The following is a 25370-nucleotide window of genomic DNA, read 5'->3' on the forward strand; positions in this document are numbered from 1 at the left end:
AAGTCCCCCGGGAGTGCCGTCCGCAGTTTGTTTAGTTGCGGCACAAACTCAGCATAGGGGTGGCCCGGCGGCCGGTGCAAGACGGCTGCCCCGCCCGGCCCGAAGCGCTCCGTTCCGGGCCGCACCGGGGCCCGCCGCCCGGGGCGAATCGGCCACGACGGCGTCAAAGGCACCTCCGGGATCATGGGAGACTCGCCCCCATGAACGGCAAGGCGACCACCACCCGGACGAAGTTGGAGAGGGGCCGCAGCGCGCTCGGACCCGCCCTGGAACTGGTCCACACCGGACGCGCGCCCACGCGCGCCGTCCTCACCTCCGAGCTGGGGGTCACCCGCGCGACGGCGGGCGCGGTCGCCGCCGAGCTGGAAGCCCTCGGCCTCATCAGGGTGGACTCCAGCCCCGGTTCGGCGGCGGGTTCGCAGGGCCGGCCCTCGCACCGGCTGGCCGTACGGGAGTCGGGTCCGGTGGCCGTCGCCGCCCAGGTGCACGCGGACGGATTCCGCGCCGCGCTCGTCGGCCTCGGCGGCCGGCTCGTCGCGACCGCCCCCGGCAGTGTCACCATCACCGCCGACCCGGCCCAGGTCATCGGCGAGGTCGTGGACCACTGCGCACGGCTGCTCCGGGACAGCGGACTGCGGTGCGTCGGTGCCGGGCTCGCGGTGCCGTCGGCGGTCGCCGAGCCGGACGGCACCGCCCTCAACCCGCTCCACATCGCCTGGCCCGCCGGCGCCCCGGTCCGCGAGATCTTCGCCACCTGCGTGCGCGAAGCGGGCATCGGGGGACCGGCGTTCACCGGCAACGACGTCAACCTCGCCGCGCTCGCCGAACACCGGCACGGCGCCGGGCGCGAGGCCCAGCACCTGCTGTGCGTCGCCACCGGGCACCGGGGCGTGGGCGGGGCGCTCGTCCTCGACGGCCGCCTGCACACCGGGAGTTCGGGCCTTGCCCTGGAGGTCGGCCACCTCACCGTCAACCCCGAGGGCCGCCCCTGCCACTGCGGCGGGCGCGGCTGCCTGGACGTCGAGACCGACCCGCTCGCCTTCCTCACCGCCGCCGGGCGCACCCCGGGCCCCGAGGAGTCGCTGCTCAAGCAGTCCGGGGACCTGCTGCGCAACGAGTACGGCGACCCGGCCGTGCGCACCGCCGCCGAGGAGCTGATCGACCGGCTCGGGCTGGGGCTCGCCGGCCTCGTCAACATCCTCAACCCGGACCGCATCATCCTCGGCGGGCTGCACCGCGCCCTGCTCGACGCCGACCCCGAGCGGCTGCGGGCGGTGGTGGCCGACCGCAGCCTGTGGGGGCGCAGCGGGAGCGTGCCGATCCTGCCGTGCACCCTCGACCACAACAGCCTGGTCGGGGCGGCGGAACTGGCCTGGCAGCCGGTCCTGGACGATCCGCTGGGGGCGCTGGCCTGAGCGGGTTCAGGCCCCCGGCGCCTCGAAGGCGAACGCCCGCGCCGGATTCGCCACCAGCACCGTCTCCATGACCTCGGCGCCCAGCACCCCTTCGAGCCGGGGCCGCAGCCGGCGCAGCAGGTGCGGCATGCCGGGGGTCTCCGGGACCGTCGTGTCACCGCCCAGCAGCAACTGCCCGGTGAACCCCGCCCCGGCCAGCTCCGCCAGCTCCTCCGGAAGCCGCCAGTCCGTGGCGTGGTTCGCGCGCGACGGCCCGTCGAACGCGAGGAAGGCCCCCGCCCGCGCCGCCTCCCGCTGCACCGCCCCGTCCGGGGAGCGGCCGAGGTGGCCGAGGATCACCCGGTGCGGCGGGACGCCCAACTCCCCGCACAGCAGCTCCAGGACGTCGAGCGCGGCCGTGCCCAGCTCCAGGTGGACGGCGATCGGCGCGCCCGTGCGGTGATGGGCCCCGGCCGCCGCGGTCATGGTGAGCCGGGCGTGCGCGTCGAGCGTGTGGAAGGCGCCGGCCACCTTGATCAGGCCGGCCCGCACCCCGGTGGTGCCGATGCCCTCGGTCAGCTCCGCGACGAAGAGCGCGGCGAGGTCGTCCCTGATCCGGTCCAGCAGCTCCGGCGGGTAGTGGGCGGCCTGGTGCAGCCCCGTCGCGGCGACCACATGCGCGCCCGTCGTCCGGGACAGCTCGGCCAGAGCGTCGGCCCCCCGCCCCATGCCGTGCGGCGTCCACTGCACGACGGCCCGGCCGCCCAGCGCGCGGAAGGCGCGCAGCCGTTCGGCCGCCGACTCCCGGTCGTCCAGCTCCTGGCCCGGCAGCATCGGGCTGCGCAGGAAGAGGTGGTCGTGGGCGTCGCAGACCCCCAGCTCCCCGGGCGCGATGTCACCGAGGACGGTACGGACGGCGGCTACCACTGGCGTCCCCTCGCGATCCGGTCCTGCTCGGGGCGGCTGAGGTGGAGCACCTGGTAGCGGTCGCCGGGCGCGTCCGGGGCGTCGTGGTCCCAGAGCGTGAAGTGCAGGAGCTCCCAGTGGCGGGGATCGGCCGCCAGTGCCGTGGCGACGGCGCCCGGTGTCTTCGCGATCCCGCGGCACTCCTCCAGGGCCGCTTCCACCGCGTCCGCCGGGGAGACCGACTGCGGTACGGGCGAGCGGTGCCGGGTCGCCGACCGGGGGAGTGCGGACGACGCGGGCCCCTCCTCGTAGGCGAGCCCGGTCCAGTGCTGCACCACCGGGCGGCCGAAGTCCTGGACTATGCCCTGGAATCCGGCGCCCCAGAGGAAGGCGTTCATGCCCTCGGGGCGGGTCCACAGGTAGAACGGCGCGTACTGGTTGACCGGGGAGTCCTCGCCCCGCTCCCGCATCAGATACGCCTTGAGCCCGAGGCCCGGGAAGTCGTCCAGGAGATGGCCCCTGGTCGCCACCCGGTGGCGGATGACGCCCATGTCGTAATCGGCGGGCAGGGTGATCTCGTACTGCATGGCATGCATCGAAGGGCTCCTCAGGACGCCGGGTAGTCGGCGACGTGTGCGTCGTCGTGCCAGTGGATGGTGCTGCCGTCCTCGGCTGCCTCGACCACGGCGAGATGGGTCATGAACGTGCGCGGCGACGCCCCGTGCCAGTGCCACTCGTCCGGCTCGATCCAGACGGTGTCCCCGGCCCGGATCGCCTCGACCGGGCCTTCCCTGCGCTGCACCAGGCCCTCGCCCTCGGTGACGTGCAGGACCTGGCCGTGCGGGTGGGTGTGCCACGAGGTGTGGCCGCCGGGCGCGAAGTGCACGCTGAACATCCGCAGCCGGGAGGGCGGTTCGGGGGCGGCGATCTCGTCGAGCCACACCGTGCCGTTGAAGTGTGCGGAGGGGCCCTGCTCGGTGTCGGGGCGGTTCCTGGTGATGCGCATGTGCGGTTGCTCCTGAAGCGGTAGGTGGGTCAGGCGGGCGGGGCGAGAAGGCTGAGCAGTCCCCGTACACCCGCGTCGAAGGCGTCCGTCGAACCCGAGGCGCGGGCCAGCACATAGCCGCCCTGCACCGTCGCGACGACCGAGGCGGCGATCTCCTCGGGCACCAGGCTGGGGGCGAACTCGCCCCGGTCGACGCCCTCGCGGACGATGCCGGCGAGCCTGCCGCGCAGCCAGGCGATGGTCTCGTCCACCGGCTCCCGCAGCTCGTCGCTCGCGATGATGTCCGGGTCCATGGTCAGCCGCCCCACCGGGCAGCCGCGCAGCACATCGCGCTCGCGCAGCAGATAGGCCGAGATCCGCTCGTACGCCGATCCGGGCGTGTCGAGGACCCGGTCCGCGGCCTCCCGCAGTTCGTCGGCCGTGCGGCGGATGGCGGTGAGGGCCAGGTCCGGTTTGCCGGTGAAGTGGTGGTACATGCTGCCCTGGCCCACACCGGCGTGCTGCTGGATGGCCTTGGGGCTCATGCCCACGTAACCGCGCTCCCAGAGGAGTTCCCGGGTGGCTTCGATCAGACGGTCCGGAGTGCTCATGCCCGCAGTGTACATACTAGTAGGTACAGAAAGGGAGGCGCCGTCGCGCATACGTGAGCGGGGCACCCCCGTCCGGGGATGCCCCGCTCCTGTCGTGTCAGCCCACCACGGCCGATCGCGACGCCGAGGGCGGTGAGCCCTCCAGGTGTTTCAGGACGCTCAGATCGAACGGCCCGTCGGTCGTCGCCCCGTACACGACGTGCGAGGGCGGGGCGGGCGGTGCCGGTGCGGGAAGCGTGAACCACACGACCTTCCCCGCGCCGCCCCGGGGGCGCACCCCCCAGCTCTCGCTGACCGCCGCGATCAGTGCGAGCCCGCGCCCCGACGTACTGGAGTCGTCGGCCTCGCGCACGGTCGGCAGCCGGGGATCGTGGTCGTGGACGGACACCGTGAGCCGTTCGAGCAGCAGCTCGATCTCGACGGTGCATGATTTGTCCGGCTGTGCGTGCCGGTGGACGTTGGTGAGGAGCTCCGTGACGCCCAGCGCTGTCTGGTCGATCAGAGAATCGAGATGCCAGTAGCGCAGTTGCGCCGAGATGATTCTGCGGACCTGACCGATCCGCGACGGCAGGGCCTGGAGCTCCACCGTGCAGTGCCTGCTTGGCTCGCTGATCACGGCTGCGACTCCCCGAAATAGGTCCGGAAGAAGGCGAAGGAACGGATCCAGCACATGGCTCGCTGCTGAGTCCGGGCCGGCGGCCTGGATCACAGTGTCACCGCCGGTACACCATGAGTGACGTGACTCCAATGTCGCTCAGGGCATACGCCTCCGCAACTCGCGGTGTCCCGCGCCCCACCGGCCTCAGGAGCGGCGCCCTCCCGCGCTGTACAGCGCCTCCAGGAAGCGGTGCGAGGGCGCCGCGTCACCGGGTTTGCCGTCCGGCCGCCGCATCGTCAGCCGGTACCGCCTCCCGTTCACCCGCGCCACCGTGGCGTCCGACCCCGCGAACCACGGTCTGCCCGCGCTCACCGTGCCGACCGGCGCACTGTCGATCTCCCGCCCGTAACTCGTCAGAAGGGCCACCCGCCCGTCCTTCACGGTCACCTGCCCCGCCCTGGTGACCGAGCGCGCCCACCGGTCGATGCGCACACCGGTCGCGCTGAACTCCGTCACGCCCGTCGCCCTGAACTCCGTTTCCGACATGGCCCCTTCGCCCCCTTCGACGTACCTCTGAGACGAAGTGTGCCCATCCGGGGGCGTGCACACCAGAGCGGGACGGTACGTAAACGGCGCATTCGGGCCGCGCGGGGGCGCATGGGCGCGGCCGCGACACCAAGGCACTGCTATGGACCATCAAAGTCAACGTTTGTGCAGGTGGGGGGCATATCGTGGGCCCCGCCGAGACCGGTCGTACGAGGAGAGCGCGCAGATGGACACCACCGAGCACGGGCACGGCGGCGCAGCCGCGCCGACCGTCGACGTCGACCGCTCCGACCCGGCCTACCGCGCCTGGCTCAAGGAGGCCGTCCGCAAGGTCCAGGCCGACGCCAACCGCTCCGCCGACACCCATCTGCTGCTCTTCCCGCTCCCGGAGAGCTGGGGCATCGACCTCTACCTCAAGGACGAGTCGACCCACCCCACGGGCAGCCTGAAGCACCGGCTGGCGCGTTCGCTCTTCCTCTACGGGCTCTGCAACGGCTGGATCAGGCCCGGCAAACCGGTCATCGAGGCGTCGAGCGGTTCGACCGCCGTCTCGGAGGCGTACTTCGCCAAACTGATCGGCGTGCCGTTCATCGCGGTGATGCCCCGCACCACCAGCCCGGAGAAGTGCCGGCTCATCGAATTCCACGGCGGGCGCTGCCACTTCGTGGACGACTCGCGCCGGATGTACGAGGAATCGGCACGGCTCGCCGCGAAGACCGGCGGCCACTACATGGACCAGTTCACCTACGCCGAGCGGGCCACCGACTGGCGGGGCAACAACAACATCGCGGAGTCCATCTACCAGCAGCTGCGGCTCGAACGCTATCCCGAGCCCACCTGGATCGTCGCCACCGCCGGAACCGGCGGCACCTCGGCGACCATCGCCCGCTATGTGCACTACATGCAGCACGACACCCGGATCTGCGTGCCCGACCCGGAGAACTCCTGCTTCTTCGACGGCTGGACCCACCACGACCCGCACGCCACCAGCGACTGCGGCTCCCGCATCGAGGGCATCGGCCGGCCGCGCATGGAGCCCAGCTTCGTCCCCGGCGCCATCGACCGGATGATGAAGGTCCCGGACGCGGCGAGCGTCGCCGCCGTGCGCGCCCTGGAACGGGCCATCGGGCGCAAGGCGGGCGGCTCCACCGGCACCGGGCTGTGGAGCGCCCTCAGACTGATCGCCGAGATGGTCGCCCGGGGCGAGCGGGGCAGCGTCGTCACCCTGATCTGCGACCCCGGCGACCGCTACCTGGACAAGTACTACTCCGACTCCTGGCTGACCGCCCAGGGCCTCGACATCGCCCCGTACACCCGGACCATCGACCAGTTCCTGGCCACCGGCAGCTGGCCGGAGGCGTGATACCTCAGGCGTAGCCGCCCGCCGGGCGGTCCAGCATGGCGTCCAGCACCCGGCCGAAGACCCGCTTCCCGGCACCGGCCAGGACCGGGTCCGCCCAGCGCGGCAGCAGCCGTACGCTCATCTCCTCCACCCACACCACATGGGAGCCCGCCCGGTTCGGATACACATCGATCGACGCACGGCCCAGCACCACCCGGCCGCGCTTCTCCAGGCGGCACATTCCCGCCCGGCTGCCGGCCGGCGGCGACCAGCGGACCACTTCCATCGGGTCGTCGAACGCCAGCGGGCCCACCCCGGTGCGCGCCACGAACACCGTCCCGACCCGGGTCGGCAGCCCCGTCGGCACCGTGATCACGGTCAGCGGCACCTGCGCGGCATGCCGCTCCCAGTCCGTCACCCGGCGCCAGGACTCGGCTGCGGGCAAGGAGGTGAAACGCTCGATCCGGAACACGGCCACACCACGATCCTAGGGTGTGAAAGCCCCGTCGCGAGCGGAGCGGAATGCTCAGCCCTCGGCCGACGCGGCGTCGCCGGCCACCAGCAGGCCCGGCAGATGCTCCTCGATCTCCGCCCGGGCGCCCGCGGGCAGCCCCGCGTCCGTGACGAGCGTGCTCACCTCGTCCAGCGAGGCGAACGAGCTGAGACCGACCGTGCCCCACTTGGTGTGGTCGGCCACCACCACCACCCGGCGCGCCGACGAGACGAACCGGCGGTTCGTCTCCGCCTCCGCGAGGTTCGGCGTGGAAAGACCCGCCTCCACCGAGATCCCGTGGACGCCGAGGAACAGCACATCGAAGTGGAGCGCCGCGATCGCCCGGTCCGCGACCGGGCCGACCAGCGAGTCGGACGGCGTACGCACCCCGCCGGTGAGGACCACCGTTGCCGCACCCGGCCGCCCGCCCGGGGCGCCGGGCCGCTGCGCCGCGTGGAACACGTCCGCGACCCGCACCGAATTCGTCACGACCGTCAGATCCGGCACATCCACCAGATGCTGGGCCAGCGCGTACGTCGTGGTGCCCCCGGACAGGGCGATCGCGCTGCCGGGCACCGCCATCGCGGCGGCGGCCCGGGCGATGTCCTCCTTGGCGGTCAGCTCCAGCGTCGACTTCGCCTCGAAACCGGGCTCGTGCGTACTGGCCTCGACCACCGGCACGGCGCCGCCGTGCACCTTCTCGATCACGCCCTGCCGGGCCAGCGCGTCCAGATCCCGGCGCACGGTCATGTCCGAGACGTTGAGCTTCCGGGTCAGCTCGTTGACCCGCACCCCGCCGCGCCGGCGCACCTCGTCAAGGATCAGCGCGCGCCGCTGCTCCGCGAGCAGATTCTGATTCTCGCTCAACGCCGGGCCTTGCCCTTCCCTCTGGCCGTACAGGAGTCCGTATCGACGGAGTCATCCTGCCACGCGCGGTGTCGCGGGCCCCCGCCCGGGGGAGATTCGTCAGTAACGGTGACCGGCCATCAGCCGTGTTCCCCTGCGAGAGCGAGACGCCCGTGCCCCCTGCCCCGCGCACCCCCGGCCCCGCGCTGGAACTACTGGTCCACGGGGTGGGCGGGACCACCCCCCAGGACATGCTGACCGACCCGCGCACGGTCCGGGTCACCGGCGACACCACCGCGGCCATCTACCGGCGCTCCGCCGACGTCGACGCCGAACGGCACCCGGAGCGGTACCGCGAGAAGCCCATCGCCGAGGCGTACTGCTGGTCCAACCTCACCTCCGGCAACGGCTCCCGCGCGCTGTGGCTGCTGCTGCTCCCGTTCATGGTGATCAACCTCGCCCACTGGATGCGCCCCACCGCCCGGCGCCGCCCCCGCGCGATCCGGCTGTACGGCGTGCTCGTGCGGCTCATCGCGCTCAGCCTCACCGTGCTGCTGACCGCCGCCGCCTGCGAGGTCGCCCTCGACCTCACCGCCTGGCAGTGCGCGGGCGTCGCCGCCTGCTCCGAGAAGCGCTCCTGGCTCGGCTTCCTCTCCGCCGAGCAGGGCGGCTGGTGGTCCCAGCCCGGCCGCCGCCTCGCCCTGGCCGCGCTGGTGCCGGCCGCGCTGGTCGGGCTGCTCTGGTTCCTGTCCAACCGCACCTGGAGCGCCTACGAGTCCCAGCGCCCGCTGACCGGGGCGGACCCGGACGACGAGGAGGACGACGGCCCCGCACCCGCCGCCGAATCCGTCCGCCCGGCGCTCGGCCGGCCCGGATTCTGGTACGGGCGACGCCTCGTCGCCCGGCTGCGCGCCGCGCACACCGCGGCCGGCTTCCTCACCGTCGCCGCCGCCGTCTCCGAGGCCGCCGCCCGCCACGACCGTGCCGTCACCGGACCGGTTGCCCCGCTCCTCGGCCGGCTCATCGAAGCGGCCCTCGCCGCCGGGCTCGTCGTCGTGCTCTGGGTGGTCTGCCGCCGGGGCCGCAGCGAACGGCGCCTCGACAACCGGCTCGACCGGGCCGTCATCACCTGGCTGCCCGGCGCCGCCCTGGCCCTCCTCGTCCTCGCCGCCGTCCACGCCGCCTGGCCGCGCCCCGGCTGGACCTCCTCCGGGCGGCTCCCCGGCGACACCACGCTGTTCCGGGCGGTCAGCGTCGCCGAAGGCGTCCTGGTGGTCCTCCTCGCGGCGATCTCCCTGTACCTGTACCGGCGCTGCCCGGAGCCGCGCACCGTCCTGCGCGGCCTCGGCGGACCGGCCGTCGCGATGCTCGCGTGCGCCCTCGGCGGCGTGATGACGGGCGGCGTCGCCCAGCGCGTCGCCGACTGGCTCGACGGACCCGGCAGCCCGGGCATGGGGCGCAGCGCGCTGATAGAGGGACCACCGGTGCTGCTCAGCTGGCAGGCGTCGGTCATCCCCGTCCTCCTCGTGCTGCTCCTGGTGCCGGGCGCCGTCCTCGGCGTACGGACCTGGCTGACCGCCCGCAGGCTGGAGCCCGTGGTCGACGCGGAGTACGGCGAACGGTTCCCCGATCCGTCGCGGACCGAGCGGATCGCCCGCATCCGGGCCACCGCCGCGCTCACCGACTCGGCGCCCCGCGTGGTGGGGATCGTCTCCGGCGCCACCCTGTTCCTGGGCGCGGGGGCGGTGGCCGGGTCCTGGGCCACCGGCGAGGTCCCCGGACTCGCTCTGGACGGCAGCGGCCCGTTCCTCGAATCGGTGGCCGAGGCGGCGCAGTCCACCGGCTCCTGGATGATCGGCTTCGGCTTCCTCGTCTTCGTCGCCTGCGGCAGACGGGCCTACCGGGACGCGTCCGCCCGGCGCACGATCGGCATCCTCTGGGACGTCGGTACGTTCTGGCCGCGCGCCGCCCACCCCTTCGCCCCGCCCTGCTACGCGGAGCGCGCCGTGCCCGACCTGGCCTCCCGCATGTCCGGCTGGACCGGCCGCACCCGGGGCCGGCTCGTCATCTCCGGCCACTCCCAGGGAAGCGTCCTCGCGGCCTCCGCGGTCTGGCAGCTGCCCGCCCGCACCCGCTCCCGGGTCGCCCTGCTCACGTACGGATCGCCGATCGAACGGCTCTACGGCCGCTGGTTCCCGGCCTACTTCGGAGCCGGGCAGCTCCACGGACTGCACCGCTCCGTGCACTGCTGGCGCAATCTGTGGCGGGCCACCGACCCCATCGGCGGCGCGGTCCGGCTCGGTGAGGAATCCGGACCCGAGGTGGACCGGGGACCGCTCAGGGACCCCCTGGTCTACGGACGGACGCCCGAACACCCGCTGCCCGAGCCGGTGCTCGGCCACTCCGACTACCAGGCCGACCCCGTCTTCGCCGAGGAGCGCGCCGCCCTCCTGGAACGGCTCGACCCCCTCCTGCCCCAGCAGGCGGAGCCGGTCGGCGAGGACGTCAGGGCAGTTCCGGGAGGTCCTCCGGATACAGCAGAGTGAGGTCGTCCGTGCTCGGATCGGCGAGCTGGGCGACCCGGCCGGCGTGCCGCTCGACCATCGACTCGAAGGTCTGGCGTGCGGTGCGCCCATTGCCGAAGGCCGGCCCCTTGGGCAGCTCCGTGAAGTACTTCAGCAGCGCCTCACCGGTGCCCGAGGCGAGGCTGTACTCGTGCTCACGGGACTGCTGCTCGACGATCCGCAGCAGCTCGGCGGGCTCGTAGTCGCTGAAGGTGATGGTCCGCGAGAAGCGGGACGCCACACCCGGGTTGACGGTCAGGAACCGCTCCATCTCCTGGGTGTACCCGGCGACGATGACCACCACCGCGTCCCGGTGGTCCTCCATCAGCTTCACCAGGGTGTCGATCGCCTCCCGGCCGAAGTCCCGGCCGGAGTCCTCGGGCGACAGCGCGTACGCCTCGTCCACGAACAGCACGCCGCCGCGCGCCCGGTCGAACGCCTCCTGCGTACGGATCGCGGTCGAGCCGATGTGCTCACCGACCAGGTCGACCCGGGACACCTCGACCAGATGGCCCCGCTCCAGCACCCCGAGCGCGGCCAGGATCTCGCCGTACAGCCGGGCCACCGTGGTCTTGCCGGTGCCCGGGGAACCGGTGAAGACGAGATGGCGGCGGACCGACGCCGCCTTGAGGCCCGCCTCCCGGCGCCTGCGCCCCACCTCGATCATATCCGTGAGCGCCCGCACCTCCCGCTTGACGCTGTCCAGGCCGACCAGCGCGTCCAGCTCGCCCAGGACCTCCCCGGAGGTGCGCGTGGGCTCGGCGGGCGGCGCCGGCTCCGCGGGGCGCGGCGCGGGGACCGAACCGAGCAGCCCGGGCGAGGTCTGCGTGGCCGTCAGGACCGGGGCCGGCGGGGGAGTGGCGGTGCGCAGCCCGCTCTCGTCGCTCGTGCAGTCCTCCACGACCGGTCCGCTCCCGGTGCCGTTCCCGGGGCCGGCGCCCTCCGGGAACTCGTAGCCGCCGCGCGCGCACCGCTCGGTGCGGCAGCGGGTGAGCGTCGTCCGGCAGCCCTCCATCACATGGAAGCCGTACCCCTCGCTGCCCGTGACCCGGCAGCCGTTGAACGTCCCCCGGCCCTCGGCGGACACATAGAACCCGGCCTCGGCGGGGGAGGTCACCGTGCACCGCTCGATCACCGGGTCGGCGCCCTTGGTGACGATCACGCCCGTCTGCACGGCGTCCACGGTGCAGTTGTTCAGTGTGCCGCCGCTGCCGTGGTCCCGGAACCAGGCGCCGGTCGACGCCTCCCGGATGCGGCAGTCGTCCAGCTGGGCGGTGGCCCCGTCGCTGACCGAGACCGCGGTGTTGCGGACCTGGGAGAGGTCGCTGTCCACGACATCGGCGCGCGAGCCCCGGTCCAGGACGAACAGGGCGTCCGGCACGTCGTGGACCCGGCAGGAATCCAGTATCACCGTCGCCCCGTCGCTGACCCAGACCGCCGGGTAGTCGCCCGTACTGTCGTGGATCTCGCACTGGTTGGCGTCCACCCGGGTGCCCGGGTCCCACACCGAGAGGCCGTTGCGGCCGAAGCGGCGCACCGTCGAACGGGTCAGCGTCAGCACCGCCCGCGAACGCAGATCCACCGCGTTCTCCGGGATGTCGTGGATGTCGCAGTCCGCGAGGGTCAGCACCGCGTCGGTGTCCAGCGTGACGCCGTCCGCCGAGGTGCGGTGCACCGTGCAGTCGGTGAGGTGGGCGGAGGCGCGGGCGGTCACCTGGATCCCGCTGCCCTTGATCTCGTACACCTCGCAGCCCAGCCCCTCCAGGCCGCTGCCCTCGCCGGTGACGGAGAGGCCCGCGCCCGAGGCGTGGTGGATCCGGCAGCGATCGAGGCGGGGGTGCCCGCCGTCGCGCACGGCGACCCCGGACTGCCCGGCCGAGACGATCTCGCACTCCTCGAAGACCCCGCCCGCGCCGTCGAGCACGGCGATGCCGACGCCGGCCGGATTGTCGACGGTGCACCGGCGGACGGTGGGCCGCGCCGCTCCGCGCACCTCGACGCCGGCCGCCGAGCGGGTCACGATCCGTACGTCCGCTATCTCGGGGGCGCCGTCCTCGACGAGCACGGCCGGGGCCGCCGAGTCCTGCCCCTCCACATGGAGGTCCTGGACGACGGCGGAGGCGCGCAGCGTCAGCGGCACCCCGTCGGCGGGGGCGATGCGCACCGAGCCGATGGAGCCCTCGGGGCCGCGCAGCGTGACCGCGCGGGCGATGACCAGGTTCTCCCGGTAGGTGCCGGGGGCGACGGTGAGCACATCACCGTCCGCCGCCGCTTCGAGCGCCGCGGTGAGGGAGGCGTATTCGCCCGTGCGGCGCCGCCACCGCGATGTGCCGGTGTGCGTCACCTGGACCGTGCCCTGTGCCATGGCGCTGTCGTGCCCCCGCCTCGTGCGTGTGTGATGCCCGTGTCACCGGCCTCGCGGCAGCGACCAGCCGGGGTCCGCCTGCCGGAGAGCGACGGGCGGGCCGGTCCACCGTAGCGCGCGCGGACGCCCGGAGTTGACCCGATGCGCAGGTCCCGGCGCCGGCCGTGCACCCCCTAGCTGCCGGTGCCCGTCCTGCCCCAGTCCGGGCCGACCGCCGCCCAGGCCCGGTCGATCCGTTCGTACCGCCGCCAGGTCATGCGCCGGAGGATCAGGCGCCGGACGCACTCGATCAGCAGGGCGGACAGCATCGCGGCTCCGAAGCCGGCGAGCGCGGCATGCGTGTGCGCCGTCGGTATGTCCATCGGCCGGAGCGCCGGGGTGCCTCTGCGGTCGGTCCAGATCCGGACCCGGGCTCCCGGTGACGCGTTGCGCGAGGCGGTGGTCACGCGGGCCGTGCGGGCCGCGCCGTCCGGGGTGTGCCACCGGGCCACGACCTCGGTCCGCCGCATGGAGTCGCCGGATATCTCGGGATCGGACGCATAACGGGCGCCGGCCACCCGCCGCACCACGACGGCCGTGGTGAGGTGACGGTCCGCCCGCTGGGCGCGCACCGCCGCCTGGAGCGCCGTGTCCGTCCGGGCCCCGCAGAACCAGCCCACCGCCGGGGCCGCCAGCAGCAGCATCAGGAACGCGACCAGCGCCAGCCACGCCTCGCACCGGTCCGTCGCCCGGCGCAGCGGATTGTGGCGCCAGCGCCAGACGCCCGCCATCGCTCGCACAGTCTCCGCACCCCCTTCCGCACCCGTCCCCACCCGGTACGGTGCCGTCCACGCGCCGAGGCCGCACGGTCCGGGCGGCCCACCGTGCTCAACGCGCGGCCCGCCCCCGTGAGTTCCCGGCTCCCCCGACCGGGCATGCGGAGCACACGGAACGGCGCACGGACCCGTGTTGCCGGGCACCCCGCCCCGGGCCGTGCGCCGCCTGATCCGAAGGGCCTAGTAGCCCCGGCCGCCCTGGTAGGGCCGGCCGTACGGGTCCTCGTACGGGGACTGCGCGGGGGCGGGCCGGGCCGCGGCGGGGCGCATCGACTCGTAGCCCGACGTCGGCGCCGGGCGCTGCTGCTGCGGCGGGGGCGCCTGGTACATGCCGCGGCCACCGGCCGGCTGCTGCGGGATGTACGGCGCCGGCGCGTGCTGGAGCTGCGCGGGCTGCATCGGTGTGTAGCCCTGCTGAGCCGCCGGCTGGGGGTAGCCGTAGGACTGCTGGGGCTGGGAGGGGGCCGCGGGAAGCGCCGGCAGGGCCGACGGGAGCGCCGGCAGATAGCTGTTGCCGGTGTCGTAGGCGGCGGGCACTCGGATCGGAGCGATCTGAGGGGTGCCCCGCTCCGCGACGAGGGAGTCGTAGATCGGGGTGTCGGCAAACGACGGCGCGGCGTAGTAGCCGCCACCGTAGGTGGAGCGGGGGGAGGTCATGACACCTAAGTTAAGCCCACGATGTGCAGATTGGGGAGTCCCAATTTTGTGGTCATCGGATTTACCCTCCCCCTACCTGTCTGACCTGCCGAAACATCGTTGTCTTCCCGTGCCCTGCCGAGAGGAATCCGGCCCTTGATTCACCGCTGATCCACGGGTCGCGCCGCCGGTTCGTGAACCGCGCCGATTTCCCGGCCGCAATTCCGGTGCGCGCCTGCGCCGGGCGGCAATGGAGCGCCGAGAGCGCCGAGGCTCGGCCCCGAGCCTTACTCGTCGTGGACCGAAGGCGGCAACACCGCAATCCCGGACGGCACTTACGGTGGATGATCCTGCGAAAGCCGCGTACAACGCCGTCCGTTGACGCCAGGATGACGCCATGAAGAAACACGGTGTGCCCCCCGCTGCCCGGCCGGTGCTGGTGAGGATTCCGGTGGAACCCGTCGAGGCCGCGATCGAGGCCGACGCCTTCGACGCGGCTTCCCGCAACAAACTGGCCGTACGCGGCCCGCTGTTCGGGGTGGCCTCATGGTCCGAGGGCGACGGACAGCGGTGGAAGGTGATCGTCCCGATCACGAATGGCTGCCCCCAGCAGGCCAGGGACGACCTGCAGTCCAAGCTGTGGTTCCGGGCCAAGGACGAGGCGGAGACCGAGGAGGAGCGGCGGGCCCTGCTCGGCGCGGTCGCCCGGCTGGAGACCGGAAAGCCGTCCGAGGTCAGCGTCCTCGGCACGCGCTACCGCGTGGTGCGCGCCGAGGAGTACGCGGGCCTGGACGCCGACGGAGGCGTCGAGCTGCCGCGCCCCACCGACCCCGAGCCCGCCGTGCCCGAGTGGGACCGCATCACCGACACCGCCAAGGTCGACGACGGACTGGTCCTGGACCCCGACGCGCCCGTGACGCCCCTCCAGGCGGCGGAGATGCTGACCATGCGCTCCTTCGCGTACAAGGGGAGCCGGTATCCCGGCGGCGTCCTGCGCGACTCCGCGCGCGCCGTGGACAGCCATCCCGACATCCTGCTGCTGCCGACGACCTTCATGGTCGTGGAACGGACCGGCAACGAGCGGTGGCAGGTCGGCGGCGGCCCGCACGCCACCCCGCAGGACGCGCGGCGCGCCCTCGACTTCTCACTGGCCTGGTTCAAGCCCCGGCAGGCGGGCGTCATCCCGGTCACCGCCGGACGGGACGTGACCGCGCGCAGCCTCGTCGCCGAGGGCACCCACCCCGACCTCGCCGACATGAAGGTCCTGGCCGATGCGGCCGACCGGCTGCGCGCGGGCCGGCTCAACGAGGTCGAGGCCCACGGCACCGTGTACCGGATCGCCCGCTCACGGCGCCTGCTGCGCTGGGGGTCCGACGGCCCGGAGAGCCAACGGCCGTCCGACGTCACCATGGTGGAGCCGATGGCCCTCCACCCCCGCCTGGATGCGTACGGCGTCGTCCACAACGGCGAGGAGGGCACACGGCTGGAGGACACCGACGCCCCCTGACCCGGTCGGGACGTCCCCTGAGCCGGTGAAGAGGAAGGAGGCGCGTGCGCGGATCCGTACCTCGGTGGGTCCCGTGGCGGGGCGGGCATTAGGTTGACCCGGAAAGGTCTCGGAAGCGGACTCGTGATGGGGGCGAGCATGACCATGCAAAAGGGAACCAATGTCCCAGTGGCGGCCCAGGCCGTGCGTGTCGAGACGGGGTGGCGCACCGCCCCGGGGACGCCCGATGTGGACGCCTCCGCGCTTCTCCTTCTCGGCTCGGGCAAGGTGCGCAACGACGGGGACTTCGTCTTCTACAACCAGCCGTCCCACTCCTCCGGCGCGGTGCGCCACGAGGGCAAGCGCACCGTCGGCGGCGCGACGACCGACACCCTCGCCGTCGACCTGGCACGGGTGGAACCGGCCATCGACCGCGTGGTGCTGGCCGCCTCGGCCGACGGCGGCACGTTCGGCCGGGTGAGCGGACTGTACGTGCGCGTCCTGGACGCGGCGAACGGCGCCGAACTGGCCCGCTTCGACAGCTCCGACGCCACCGTGGAGACGGCCTTCCTCCTCGGCGAGCTCTACCGGCGCCAGGGCGCCTGGAAGTTCCGGGCGGTCGGCCAGGGCTACGGCTCCGGGCTCGAAGGGCTCGCCACGGACTTCGGGATCTCGGTGGACGAACCCCAGCAGCCGCACGCCGCCCCCCAGCCCGCTCCCCGGGTCACCACCCCGCCCGCTCCGCAGTACCCGCAGCCGCAGCAGCCCACGCTCGCCGCGCCGATGGCGCCCCCGATGGCCCCGCCGGTCCCTCCGGTCCCTCCGGCCCCTCCGGCACCGCCCGTCACCCAGCCCGTACGGCTGACCAAGGTGACGCTCACCAAGGAGGCGCCGTCCGTCTCGCTCACCAAGCAGGGCGGCACGTCCGGCGCCATGCGCGTCAACCTCAACTGGGAGGTGCGCAAGCAGTTCAAGGGCTGGGGGAGCAAGCTGGGCCGTGCCGTGGCGAACCACTCGGACCTGGACCTCGACCTCTGCGCCCTGTACGAACTGACCGACGGCCGCAAGGGAGTCGTCCAGGCCCTGGGGAACGCCTTCGGCGCGCTCCACCAGCCGCCGTTCATGCAGCTCGACGGCGACGACCGCACCGGAGCCGTCGCCACCGGCGAGAACCTGACGATCAACCTCGACCACAAGGCGCAGCTCCGCCGGGTCCTGATCTTCGTCACCATCTACGAGGGCGCCCGCAGCTTCGCCGACCTGCACGCCACCGTCACCCTCCAGCCGCAGCACGGCGCGCCGATCGACTTCTCCCTGGACGAGTGCACCGTCCCGTCGACCGTCTGCGCGCTCGCGCTCATCACCAACACGGGCAACGACCTCACCGTGCAGCGCGAGGCCCGCTACCTGGTGCCGCAGCGCGGCGTCAGCCCGCAGCGCACCATCGACCACGCCTACGGCTGGGGCATGAACTGGACCCCGGGCCGCAAGTGACCCCGCCCGGATGCTCCTGAGTCACTGATCCGGTGCGGCCTCGGGACGGGCGTACGTACGCCCCTTCCAGGCCGCACCGCGCCCCCGGTAGTGCTGCACCGCCGAATCGACGGTCATCAGCAGATACAGCAGCGCGGTGAACGGCAGCAGCGGGGCGAGCCACAGCGACTGCCGGTAGTAGCCCAGCATCGGCATGTACGTCCCCGCCATGACCGCCCACGCGGCGCCCCCGGCCCACGCCGCGACCGCGCCCCCGCCCAGCACCCCGGCGACCAGCGTCACCGGCGGGGCGAGATAGACCAGCACCAGCCCGAGCACCGTGCCCACCAGCACCAGCGGATTGTGCCGCAGCTGGGCGTACGCGCTCCGCGAGACCATCCGCCACAGGTCCGCCAGGCACGGATACGGCCGCACACTGTCCACCCGGTCCGCGAGCCCCAGCCAGATCCGGCCACCCGAGCGCCGCACCGCCCGGGCCAGCGACACGTCGTCGATCACCGCCTGCCGGATCGAGTCCGGCACCCCCGCCCGCACCGCCGCCTCCGTCCGGAGCAGCACACAGCCCCCCGCCGCGGCGGCCGTCCGCCCCCGCTTCCGGTTGATCCAGCGGAACGGATAGAGCTGCGAGAAGAAGTAGACGAACGCCGGCACCACGAGCCGTTCCCACACGCTCGCCACCCGCAGCCGGGCCATCAGCGAGACCAGGTCGAAGCCGCCCGTCTCCGCCGCCGCCACCAGCTCCCGCAGACTGTCCGGCTCATGCGCGATGTCGGCGTCCGTGAGCAGCAGGTACTCCGGCTCACGGGTACGGGCCAGCGCCATCCCGTGGCGTACGGCCCAGAGCTTCCCCGTCCACCCGGGCTCGGGCTCGCTCGGCGACACCACGGTCACCGGCAGACCCCCGTGCCGCACCGACAGGGCGCGGGCGACGTCCCCCGTGCCGTCCTTGCTGCAGTCGTCCACGAGGAAGACCTCGGCGGTCCCCGGATAGTCCTGCGCCAGCAGCGACGGCAGGCTCACCGGCAGCATCGCGGCCTCGTCGCGGGCCGGTACGACGACGGCGACCGAGGGCCAGTCCTCCGGCTCCGCGCGGCTCGGCAGCCGCTGGTCGGTGCGCCAGAAGAACCCCTGGCCCAGCAGCAGCCAGACCCATGCGACAAGCGAACCCACGGCGATCCAGGCAACGGCGCTCATTGGCGGAAGTCTGCACCACTGAGCGGGGACCGCAAGGGCGGTCGACTATGGTGACCGGGTGAAGATCGCGCTCATGGACTCCGGAATCGGACTGCTCGCCGCCGCCGCCGCAGTACGCCGGCTGAGGCCGGACGCCGATCTGGTGCTCTCGTCCGACCCGGACAACATGCCCTGGGGCCGCGCCCCCGAGGGTGTGAAGGCCCATGCGCTCGCGGTGGCCCGGGCCGCCGCCGCGCACCGCCCCGACGCGCTGATCGTCGCCTGCAACACCGCATCGGTGCACGCGCTGGAGCTGCTGCGGGCCGAGCTCGAACCGGGCCTGCCCGTCATCGGGACCGTCCCCGCGATCAAGCCCGCCGCCGCGGCCGGCGGCCCCGTCGCGATCTGGGCGACCCCGGCCACCACCGGCAGCCCGTACCAGCGCGGGCTGATCGCCGAGTTCGCCGGGTCCGCCGCCGTCACCGAGGTGCCCTGCCCCGGCCTCGCCGACGCCGTGCAGTACGCGGACGAGGACGCCATCGGGAAGGCGATCGCCGCCGCCGCCGCGCTGACCCCGCCCGACGTCCGCGCCGTGGTCCTCGGCTGCACCCACTACGAACTCGTCGCCGAGCGCATCCGCGAGGCCGTCGGCCGGCCGGGACGGCCCCCGGTCGCCCTGCACGGCTCCGCCGGGGCGGTCGCGGCCCAGGCGCTGCGCCGGATCGGTGCCGAACCCGCTCCGTCGGCCGAACCCTCCTCGTCCATCGCGGTCATCCTCAGCGGACGCGTCTCGGAGCTGCCGCAGGCCGCTCTGGCCTACCCGGAAGGGCGCGGACTGGCCGCCGTCGGCTCCGTCCGCTGACCCCCGGACGGGCCGGCAGGAGCCTTCGCAGCCCTCCCCGGACGCCCGTTCTTCAGTACGCTGCTCGGCATGAGGGAGCACCCCGGAGAACCGAAGCGCACCGGAACCGGCACCCACTCGCAGGTCTGGGTCGGCCGGGCCACCAACCGCACCCAGTGGGTCCTCGCGGCCCTGGGCGCCGCCTGCCTGGCGCTGGGCGTCCAGCTTGCCGTCAGCTCCAACTGGACCTCCGGCATCGCGCCGCTGCTGATGTCGGTGATCGGCTGCGTGGCCGCCGGCCTGCTCATGCTGTTCGGCACCCTCGCCTTCGTGAACGTGGCCGTCCGCGTCGACGGCGACGCCCTGGAGGTGCGCTGCGGCCACATGGGGCTCCCGCGCCGCCGCATCCTGCTCACCCATGTGGTGGCCGCCGACTTCGCGCCCCATGTGAACCCCCGGCAGTGGGGCGGCTGGGGCTACCGCTGGCGCCCCGAGAAGGGCACGGCCGTGGTCGTGCGCCGGGGCGAGGGCCTGGTGCTGCGGCTCGGCGACGGCCGCACCTTCACCATCACGGTGGACGACGCCGAGGCGGGCGTGCGGTTCATCCGGGCCCGGCTGCACCTGCCGTCCTCGGGCTTCCCGGCCGGGGCCTGACCCCGGCGGCCTCTCCGTCCTCCGCCCCGTCCGGCCCACCGGGTCCGTCCGCGCCGATCGGCCGCCTGGCCGACGCGAGCCCGGCCAGCAGCCCCGCCCCCGCCGTCACCGGGGTGAAGCTCAGCGCGTTGCCCACGCTCGCCAGCACGGCCAGTGCCGTGAGCGCGGCCCCCGCCGCCAGGACCACCGCCGTCGGCCGGGGCGAGCGCCACAGCGCGTACAGCAGCCAGCCGAACGCGGCGCCCAGCAGCACCACCCCCACGACCCCCTGCTCGGCGGCCTGCTGCCACGGCGCCGAGTGCGGCTTGCCGTCCGATCCGAGGCTCTGCTGCGCGGTCGGGCTCAGCTCGTCGAACCGGCCGGGACCGATCCCCAGCACCGGATGCTCCTCCGCCAGCCGCGCGGCGTCCTGCCACAGCTCGACCCGGTTCCGGGTGAGCCCGCCCTCCAGCGAGACCGTGAGCCCCTCGGGCAGCACCTCCTCGGCCATGGCCCACGAGGTGCCGACGACCAGCCCGGCCACCAGGGCGAGGCCGCCGAGCGCGAGCAGCCGGCGCCGCGTCCGGGCGGCGGCCAGCGAGCACACCAGCACCCCGAGCGCCGCCGCGAACCCGGCCGGCGAGTCCAGCGCGAACGAGGCGCCGGCGGCGCCCAACGCCAGCAGCCGCAGGGCCGTACGCGAAACCCGCCCCCCGGCCCCCGCCGCCGCGCAGCACGCCGCCCCGACGGCGAGGACCAGCAGGGCCGCGGCTCCGCCGGTCTGCCCCGGCGCGTGCTCCGCGGTGGCCGTGGCGCCCGGCATGCCGTGCCGCCAGAGCAGGGCGAGCAGCAGGGCCGTCAACGCGGCGCAGGCGGCCGTCGCCACCGGCAGCAGCGTGCCGCAGATGCGCCCGCAGGCGAAGCCCGCCGCGACGGCCAGCAGCGCGAGCAGCACCCCTTCGGGCCGGGTCTCCCGCCCCGCCGCGCTGATCAGCGACCAGACCGCGCAGGCGGCGAGGATCAGCGCACCGGCGGCGTCGGAAGCGTTCCCCCGCTCGGGCCCCCGCCCCACTGATTCAGCCATCACGTCCGTCCCCCGGCCTGTGACCGTCCCGTACGCGCGGGCCGGAACCGGCCCGTCGGCGGGGGACTGGCGCACAGGTTAACGGCCGCACCGGTCATATGGGCGGAAGATGCGGAGAAATGATGCGGTGGTCGGGATTCCGCCATCGCGACGGGGCTCCCGTGTGGCCCGGCGGTCACCGTAGACTCCGCCGGGTGAGCACCACCATCGCCCAGGTCGGCGAATCGCAGAGCCCTGCCCCCGCCCCCCGGACGGGCGGGCTGCCGAAGCGCCTCGTGCGGCCCGCGGCCGCCGTCCTCTCCGGCGTGATGCTGTACCTCAGCTTCCCGCCCCGGCCCCTGTGGTGGCTGGTTCTGCCCGGTTTCGCCCTGCTCGGCTGGGTGCTGTACGAGCGCCGGGCCCGGGCCGCTTTCGGGCTCGGGCTGCTCGCGGGGCTCGGCTTCATGCTGCCCCTGCTGCACTGGACCGGCGAGGAGGTCGGCCCGGTGCCGTGGCTGGCCCTCGCCGCCGCCGAGGCGCTGTTCGTCGCGGTCGGCTGCATCGGCGTCTCCGCCGTCTCCCGGCTCCCCGGCGGACCGCTGTGGGCCGCCGCGGTCTGGACGCTGGACGAGGCGGTCCGCGCCCGGGTGCCGTTCGGCGGCTTCCCCTGGGGCAAGATCGCCTTCGGCCAGGCGGACGGCGTCTTCCTGCCGCTTGCCGCGCTCGGCGGCACCCCGCTGCTCTCCTTCGCCGTGGTGCTCTGCGGCTTCGGCCTCTTCGAGGCGGCGCGCCGCTTCGCCCGCTACCGGTCCGCCGGTGAGTTCCGTCGCGGGGCCGCCGCCGTGGCCGCGGCGACCGTCCTCGTCCCGGTGGCGGCGGCCTTCGCGGCGCTGCCGCTCGTGGACGACTTCGCCGAGGACGGCACCGCGACCGTCGCCGCGATCCAGGGCAACGTGCCCCGCCTCGGCCTCGACTTCAACTCCCAGCGCCGCGCGGTCCTGGACAACCACGCCAAGCGTACGGAGCAGCTGGCCCGGGACGTGAAGGCCGGCAAGGTCCCGCAGCCGGACTTCGTCCTGTGGCCGGAGAACTCCTCCGACCTCGACCCGTACCGCAACCCGGACGCGCGGATCGTCATCGACGACGCCGTGAAGGCGATCGGGGCGCCGACCGTCATCGGCGCGGTGGTCGAACCCGACTCGGGCCCGCTGCGCAACACCCTCATCCAGTGGCAGCCGGACAAGGGCCCCGTCGCCACGTACGACAAGCGGCACATCCAGCCGTTCGGCGAGTACATGCCGATGCGCTCCTTCGTCCGCATCTTCAGCTCGGACGTCGACCGGGTGCAGCGCGACTTCGGCCCCGGCAAGAAGGTCGGCGTCTTCGACCTCGCGGGCACCTACACGGGGCTCGTCACCTGCTACGAGGCCGCGTTCGACGACGCCGTACGCGACACGGTCGAGCACGGCGCCCAGCTGATCGCCGTCCCCAGCAACAACGCCACCTTCGGCCGCAGCGAGATGACCTACCAGCAGCTCGCGATGTCCCGGGTGCGCGCCGTCGAGCACAGCCGGTCCGTCGTCGTCCCCGTCACCAGCGGTGTCAGCGCGATCATCCGCCCGGACGGCACGGTGGCCGAGAAGACGAAGATGTTCACCCCGGACGCCCTGGTGGACGAGGTGCCGCTGCGCTCCTCGCTGACCCCCGCGACCCGGATGGGACCGCTCCCCGAGGGCATCCTGATCCTGCTCGCACTCGGCGCGCTCGGCTGGGCGGGCGCCCTCGCGGTGCGCGCACGACGGGCCCGCTGAACGCGGCGGCGCGCCGCGTAGGGTCGTCCCATGGCCATTCCTGACTTCATCCGCGAGATCCGTGCCACCGCCGGGCAGCAGCTGCTCCTGCTGCCCGGCGTCACCGCCGTCGTCTTCGACGACGAGGGGAGAGTGCTCCTCGGCCGGCGCGCCGACACCGGTGAGTGGTCGGTGATCGGCGGCATCTCCGAGCCGGGCGAACAGCCCGCGACGACGGCGGAGCGCGAGGTGTACGAGGAGACCGCCGTGCGCTGTGTGGCGGAGCGCGTCGTCCTCACCCAGGCGCTGCCGCCCATCCAGTACGAGAACGGCGACCGCTGCCAGTTCCTCGACATCACCTTCCGCTGCCGCGCCACCGGCGGCACGCCCCGGGTCAACGACGACGAGTCGCTGGAGGTGGGCTGGTTCCCCGTGGACGCGCTGCCCGACCTGGCCGAGTTCGCGCTCTTCCGGATCAAGCAGGCGCTGACCGACGGGCCCACCTGGTTCGAGGCCACCGCCCCGCGGCAGTAGAGCACGAAGCGGGAGCCGGGCGGACCGCCCGGCTCCCGCTCCTTCCGGACCCGGATCAGACGGTGTGCGCGGCGTCCCGGGGCGCCTCGGCCGCCGCCTCCGACCCGGGCACCGGACCGACCTCGGCGAGATCCCGGTGGCGGGTCTCCTTGGCACAGACCAGGGCCAGCACCGTGAGGAGCGCGGCGGCTATCACGTACAGGGCGATGGGCGTCGAGCTGTCGTAGTCGGCGAGCAGGGCCGTCGCGATGAGCGGTGCGGGCGCGCCCGCCGCGACGGACGAGAACTGCGCGCCGATCGACGCGCCCGAGTAGCGCATCCGGGTCGCGAACAGCTCCGAGAAGAACGCTGCCTGCGGCGCGTACATCGCCCCGTGGAAGAACAGCCCGACCGTGACGGCCAGCAGCAGGTTCCCGAAGCTCCGGGTGTCGATCAGCGCGAAGAACGGGAACATCCACAGGCCCACGCCGACCGCGCCCACCAGATAGACGGGCTTGCGGCCCACCCGGTCGGAGAGCGCGCCCCACAGCGGGATCACGGCGAAGTGGAAGGCGGACGCGATGAGCACGGCGTTGAGCGCCGTCTGCTTGCTCAGGTCCGCCGCGGTCGTCGCGTAGACGAGGATGAACGCGGTGATCACGTAGTAGCTGATGTTCTCCGCCATCCGCGCCCCCATGGCGACCAGCACATCGCGCCAGTGGTGCCTCAGCACGGCCACGACGGGCATCTTCTCGGCGGCCCCGGAAGCGGCCTTCCGCTCGTCGGCGCGGGCCAGGGCCGCCTTGAACAGAGGCGATTCATCGACAGAGAGACGAATCCACAGACCGAGGATCACGAGCACCCCGGACAGCAGGAACGGGATGCGCCAGCCCCACGACTCGAACGCCGCGTCCGACATCAGCGCGGTGAGCGCGGAGAGCACCCCGGTGGCCAGCAGCTGACCGGCCGGCGCACCGGTCTGCGGCCACGACGCCCAGAACCCGCGCCGCTCGGCGTCCCCGTGCTCCGACACCAGCAGCACGGCCCCGCCCCACTCGCCGCCGAGCGCGAATCCCTGCACCAGCCGGAGCAGGGTGAGCAGCACGGGCGCGGCCACACCGACGGTCGCGTGCGTCGGCAGCAGACCGATCGCGAAGGTCGCCCCGCCCATCATCAGGAGGCTCAGCACCAGCAGCTTCTTGCGCCCGAGCCGGTCGCCGTAGTGGCCGAACACCAGCGCCCCGATGGGCCGTGCGGCGAAGCCGACCGCGTACGTCAGGAAGGACAGCAGCGTTCCGACGAGCGGTTCGGAGTCCGGGAAGAACAGCTTGTTGAAGACCAGCGCGGCCGCCGACCCGTACAGGAAGAAGTCGTACCACTCGATGGTCGTGCCGATGAGGCTGGCGGCGACGATGCGCCGGAGGTGCGAGGGAGGCGGGGGAGCGGATGCTGCGTCGGCCATGGGTACCACTTCCGGGCGGTCGGGGGACGGGGACGTGTCGCCACACCGTAGGAAGGGGCAGGTCAGGGGCGTATGTGGCGGGACACCACAGTTCTGGGCAGGGGTGTGCGCGGGGGCACCATGGAGTTGCGGCGTACGTGGCCGGAGGGCGCGGACGGGCCTCAGGAGCCTGTCGGTGACGGGCTGTTCACCAGGTCGTCGCTCGCCGGCCGCCGGGTGCCCGCGCCGTGCATGAAGACCGAGGTGACGGCCGCGGCAGCGGGCTCCACGCCCAGCTTGGCGTGCAGCGCCTGGCCCAGCGCGCCCTGGAGGAGCGCGCTGTAGAGGTCGAGGAGCGTGTCGGGGCCGAGGTCCGTGCGCCAGGTGCCGTCGGCCGAACCGCGGACGAACAGGGCGGTGAGGGGCGCCATGAGCTGACGGGCGGTCTCGTCGGGTACGGCGGGCTTGCCGTGGATGCGCATCAGGGCCTGGTACTTGGCGGCCTGGCCCATCGCGATCCGGCTCACCCGCGCCACGCCCTCGGGCACGGCGACGCAGTCCAGGCCGGCGTCCGCCAGCTTGCCGATCAGTTCGGCACAGGCTTCCTGGGACAGGGCGTCCAACAGGGTCTCGCGGCTGGGGAAGTGGCGGTACAGAGTGGTGCGGCCCACGCCGGCGGCCGCCGCGACGTCCGCCATGCTGACGCTCTCGCCCCGCCGGGCGAGCAGCATCGCCGCGGCGTCGAGGATCGCGACCGCGACGCGGTCGCGCAGGTGCCCGTTTCTTGTCATCAATCCAAAAGATACTGGCCTACCGGCGCTGGTACATTCATGTT

General features: G+C 73.5%; 23 protein-coding genes and 1 pseudogene. 9 read left to right on the forward strand and 15 right to left on the reverse strand.

All coding sequences use genetic code 11. The features are described from left to right. The first annotated feature begins 200 nt into the window (after positions 1 to 200). Positions 201 to 1415: an ROK family protein gene (locus NEH16_RS28625; RefSeq protein WP_073969720.1), complete on the forward strand. Its 1215-nt coding sequence runs from the start codon at positions 201 to 203 to the stop codon at positions 1413 to 1415. A 6-nt stretch (positions 1416 to 1421) separates the two neighbouring features. Here NEH16_RS28625 and NEH16_RS28630 read toward each other — a convergent pair whose 3' ends face one another. The 6 genes from NEH16_RS28630 to NEH16_RS28655 all read right to left on the reverse strand — a co-directional run bounded on the left by NEH16_RS28630 (position 1422) and on the right by NEH16_RS28655 (position 5040). After that, the gene (locus tag NEH16_RS28630) at positions 1422 to 2321 is read right to left on the reverse strand and encodes a phosphotriesterase family protein (RefSeq protein ID WP_073969719.1); all 900 of its coding nucleotides are present in this window, start codon (positions 2319 to 2321) and stop codon (positions 1422 to 1424) included. Then, positions 2315 to 2896, reverse strand: a complete 582-nt coding sequence (locus tag NEH16_RS28635) for a DUF4865 family protein (protein ID WP_265545827.1) — start codon at positions 2894 to 2896, stop codon at positions 2315 to 2317. The genes NEH16_RS28630 and NEH16_RS28635 overlap by 7 nt, the downstream gene beginning before the upstream one ends. A gap of 11 nt (positions 2897 to 2907) precedes the next feature. Beyond that, on the reverse strand, positions 2908 to 3306 hold the full coding sequence (locus NEH16_RS28640; RefSeq protein WP_265545830.1) for a (R)-mandelonitrile lyase: 399 nt from the start codon (positions 3304 to 3306) through the stop codon (positions 2908 to 2910). Between the two features lie 29 nt (positions 3307 to 3335). Then, entirely contained in the window at positions 3336 to 3911 is a 576-nt protein-coding gene (locus NEH16_RS28645) for a TetR/AcrR family transcriptional regulator (RefSeq protein ID WP_265545832.1), read from the reverse strand. Positions 3912 to 3993: 82 nt separating this feature from the next. Beyond that, positions 3994 to 4512, reverse strand: a complete 519-nt coding sequence (locus tag NEH16_RS28650; protein WP_265545834.1) for an ATP-binding protein — start codon at positions 4510 to 4512, stop codon at positions 3994 to 3996. Between the two features lie 186 nt (positions 4513 to 4698). After that, complete coding sequence (locus NEH16_RS28655; protein ID WP_073969714.1) at positions 4699 to 5040, reverse strand: hypothetical protein; 342 nt, start codon at positions 5038 to 5040, stop codon at positions 4699 to 4701. Positions 5041 to 5266: 226 nt separating this feature from the next. Here NEH16_RS28655 and NEH16_RS28660 point away from each other — a divergent pair, with 226 nt between their 5' ends. Beyond that, entirely contained in the window at positions 5267 to 6403 is a 1137-nt protein-coding gene (locus NEH16_RS28660) for a PLP-dependent cysteine synthase family protein (protein WP_265545836.1), read from the forward strand. A 4-nt stretch (positions 6404 to 6407) separates the two neighbouring features. Here the strand turns inward: NEH16_RS28660 and NEH16_RS28665 are convergent, their stop codons facing one another. Both NEH16_RS28665 and NEH16_RS28670 read right to left on the reverse strand, forming a co-directional pair. After that, positions 6408 to 6860: an Immediate-early protein 2 gene (locus tag NEH16_RS28665; RefSeq protein WP_073969712.1), complete on the reverse strand. Its 453-nt coding sequence runs from the start codon at positions 6858 to 6860 to the stop codon at positions 6408 to 6410. Between the two features lie 48 nt (positions 6861 to 6908). Continuing rightward, positions 6909 to 7742, reverse strand: a complete 834-nt coding sequence (locus tag NEH16_RS28670) for a DeoR/GlpR family DNA-binding transcription regulator (RefSeq protein WP_073969711.1) — start codon at positions 7740 to 7742, stop codon at positions 6909 to 6911. A 152-nt stretch (positions 7743 to 7894) separates the two neighbouring features. Between NEH16_RS28670 and NEH16_RS28675 the strand changes: the two are divergent. After that, a pseudogene (locus tag NEH16_RS28675) lies at positions 7895 to 10254 on the forward strand (hypothetical protein); the annotation flags it as partial. Here NEH16_RS28675 and NEH16_RS28680 read toward each other — a convergent pair. The 3 genes from NEH16_RS28680 to NEH16_RS28690 all read right to left on the reverse strand — a co-directional run bounded on the left by NEH16_RS28680 (position 10227) and on the right by NEH16_RS28690 (position 14122). Continuing rightward, the gene (locus tag NEH16_RS28680; protein WP_265545837.1) at positions 10227 to 12650 is read right to left on the reverse strand and encodes a right-handed parallel beta-helix repeat-containing protein; all 2424 of its coding nucleotides are present in this window, start codon (positions 12648 to 12650) and stop codon (positions 10227 to 10229) included. The pseudogene NEH16_RS28675 and the gene NEH16_RS28680 sit on opposite strands and share 28 nt — an antisense overlap. 173 nt (positions 12651 to 12823) lie before the next feature. After that, a complete protein-coding gene (locus tag NEH16_RS28685) occupies positions 12824 to 13420 on the reverse strand; it encodes an Rv1733c family protein (RefSeq protein ID WP_073969709.1) in 597 nt (198 codons plus the stop codon). Positions 13421 to 13645: 225 nt separating this feature from the next. Next, complete coding sequence (locus NEH16_RS28690) at positions 13646 to 14122, reverse strand: DUF6643 family protein (protein WP_073969708.1); 477 nt, start codon at positions 14120 to 14122, stop codon at positions 13646 to 13648. 376 nt (positions 14123 to 14498) lie between these two features. On the opposite strand from NEH16_RS28690, the gene NEH16_RS28695 reads away from it, so the two are divergent. Further along, a complete protein-coding gene (locus tag NEH16_RS28695) occupies positions 14499 to 15608 on the forward strand; it encodes a DUF5954 family protein (protein ID WP_073969707.1) in 1110 nt (369 codons plus the stop codon). A gap of 168 nt (positions 15609 to 15776) precedes the next feature. Beyond that, entirely contained in the window at positions 15777 to 17081 is a 1305-nt protein-coding gene (locus tag NEH16_RS28700) for a TerD family protein (protein ID WP_430523773.1), read from the forward strand. A 21-nt stretch (positions 17082 to 17102) separates the two neighbouring features. Here the strand turns inward: NEH16_RS28700 and NEH16_RS28705 are convergent, their stop codons facing one another. Then, positions 17103 to 18275 (reverse strand): glycosyltransferase, encoded by a 1173-nt coding sequence (locus tag NEH16_RS28705; protein ID WP_265545840.1) that lies wholly within the window; start codon positions 18273 to 18275, stop codon positions 17103 to 17105. A gap of 58 nt (positions 18276 to 18333) precedes the next feature. On the opposite strand from NEH16_RS28705, the gene NEH16_RS28710 reads away from it, so the two are divergent. Next, positions 18334 to 19116: a glutamate racemase gene (locus NEH16_RS28710; protein WP_073969704.1), complete on the forward strand. Its 783-nt coding sequence runs from the start codon at positions 18334 to 18336 to the stop codon at positions 19114 to 19116. Positions 19117 to 19185: 69 nt separating this feature from the next. Continuing rightward, complete coding sequence (locus tag NEH16_RS28715; RefSeq protein ID WP_265545842.1) at positions 19186 to 19749, forward strand: hypothetical protein; 564 nt, start codon at positions 19186 to 19188, stop codon at positions 19747 to 19749. On the opposite strand, the gene NEH16_RS28720 is transcribed toward NEH16_RS28715, so the two are convergent. Continuing rightward, complete coding sequence (locus NEH16_RS28720) at positions 19697 to 20812, reverse strand: O-antigen ligase family protein (protein ID WP_265545844.1); 1116 nt, start codon at positions 20810 to 20812, stop codon at positions 19697 to 19699. The two genes, NEH16_RS28715 and NEH16_RS28720, sit on opposite strands and share 53 nt — an antisense overlap. A 194-nt stretch (positions 20813 to 21006) precedes the next feature. Here NEH16_RS28720 and lnt point away from each other — a divergent pair, with 194 nt between their 5' ends. Then, the gene (gene lnt / locus NEH16_RS28725; RefSeq protein WP_265545845.1) at positions 21007 to 22602 is read left to right on the forward strand and encodes an apolipoprotein N-acyltransferase; all 1596 of its coding nucleotides are present in this window, start codon (positions 21007 to 21009) and stop codon (positions 22600 to 22602) included. A gap of 30 nt (positions 22603 to 22632) precedes the next feature. Beyond that, the gene (locus NEH16_RS28730) at positions 22633 to 23115 is read left to right on the forward strand and encodes an NUDIX hydrolase (protein ID WP_073969700.1); all 483 of its coding nucleotides are present in this window, start codon (positions 22633 to 22635) and stop codon (positions 23113 to 23115) included. Positions 23116 to 23170: 55 nt separating this feature from the next. On the opposite strand, the gene NEH16_RS28735 is transcribed toward NEH16_RS28730, so the two are convergent. Continuing rightward, positions 23171 to 24556, reverse strand: a complete 1386-nt coding sequence (locus tag NEH16_RS28735; protein WP_265545847.1) for an MFS transporter — start codon at positions 24554 to 24556, stop codon at positions 23171 to 23173. Between the two features lie 161 nt (positions 24557 to 24717). Further along, complete coding sequence (locus NEH16_RS28740) at positions 24718 to 25326, reverse strand: TetR/AcrR family transcriptional regulator (RefSeq protein ID WP_265545848.1); 609 nt, start codon at positions 25324 to 25326, stop codon at positions 24718 to 24720. Positions 25327 to 25370: the final 44 nt, after the last annotated feature.

This window comes from Streptomyces drozdowiczii (assembly GCF_026167665.1).
GTDB classification, from domain to species: Bacteria; Actinomycetota; Actinomycetes; order Streptomycetales; family Streptomycetaceae; genus Streptomyces; species Streptomyces drozdowiczii_A.

Bases quoted from the DNA above. Each gene is read 5' to 3' on its own strand.
- NEH16_RS28730 (WP_073969700.1), top strand. From the start codon at position 22,633: ATGGCCATTCCTGACTTCATCCGCGAGATCCGTGCCACCGCCGGGCAG.
- NEH16_RS28740 (WP_265545848.1), bottom strand. From the start codon at position 25,326: ATGACAAGAAACGGGCACCTGCGCGACCGCGTCGCGGTCGCGATCCTC.
- NEH16_RS28635 (WP_265545827.1), bottom strand. From the start codon at position 2,896: ATGCATGCCATGCAGTACGAGATCACCCTGCCCGCCGATTACGACATG.
- NEH16_RS28640 (WP_265545830.1), bottom strand. From the start codon at position 3,306: ATGCGCATCACCAGGAACCGCCCCGACACCGAGCAGGGCCCCTCCGCA.
- NEH16_RS28680 (WP_265545837.1), bottom strand. From the start codon at position 12,650: ATGGCACAGGGCACGGTCCAGGTGACGCACACCGGCACATCGCGGTGG.
- NEH16_RS28695 (WP_073969707.1), top strand. From the start codon at position 14,499: ATGAAGAAACACGGTGTGCCCCCCGCTGCCCGGCCGGTGCTGGTGAGG.
- NEH16_RS28720 (WP_265545844.1), bottom strand. From the start codon at position 20,812: ATGGCTGAATCAGTGGGGCGGGGGCCCGAGCGGGGGAACGCTTCCGAC.
- NEH16_RS28690 (WP_073969708.1), bottom strand. From the start codon at position 14,122: ATGACCTCCCCCCGCTCCACCTACGGTGGCGGCTACTACGCCGCGCCG.
- NEH16_RS28645 (WP_265545832.1), bottom strand. From the start codon at position 3,911: ATGTACACTGCGGGCATGAGCACTCCGGACCGTCTGATCGAAGCCACC.
- NEH16_RS28735 (WP_265545847.1), bottom strand. From the start codon at position 24,556: ATGGCCGACGCAGCATCCGCTCCCCCGCCTCCCTCGCACCTCCGGCGC.
- NEH16_RS28715 (WP_265545842.1), top strand. From the start codon at position 19,186: ATGAGGGAGCACCCCGGAGAACCGAAGCGCACCGGAACCGGCACCCAC.
- NEH16_RS28655 (WP_073969714.1), bottom strand. From the start codon at position 5,040: ATGTCGGAAACGGAGTTCAGGGCGACGGGCGTGACGGAGTTCAGCGCG.
- NEH16_RS28625 (WP_073969720.1), top strand. From the start codon at position 201: ATGAACGGCAAGGCGACCACCACCCGGACGAAGTTGGAGAGGGGCCGC.
- NEH16_RS28685 (WP_073969709.1), bottom strand. From the start codon at position 13,420: ATGGCGGGCGTCTGGCGCTGGCGCCACAATCCGCTGCGCCGGGCGACG.
- NEH16_RS28705 (WP_265545840.1), bottom strand. From the start codon at position 18,275: ATGAGCGCCGTTGCCTGGATCGCCGTGGGTTCGCTTGTCGCATGGGTC.
- NEH16_RS28660 (WP_265545836.1), top strand. From the start codon at position 5,267: ATGGACACCACCGAGCACGGGCACGGCGGCGCAGCCGCGCCGACCGTC.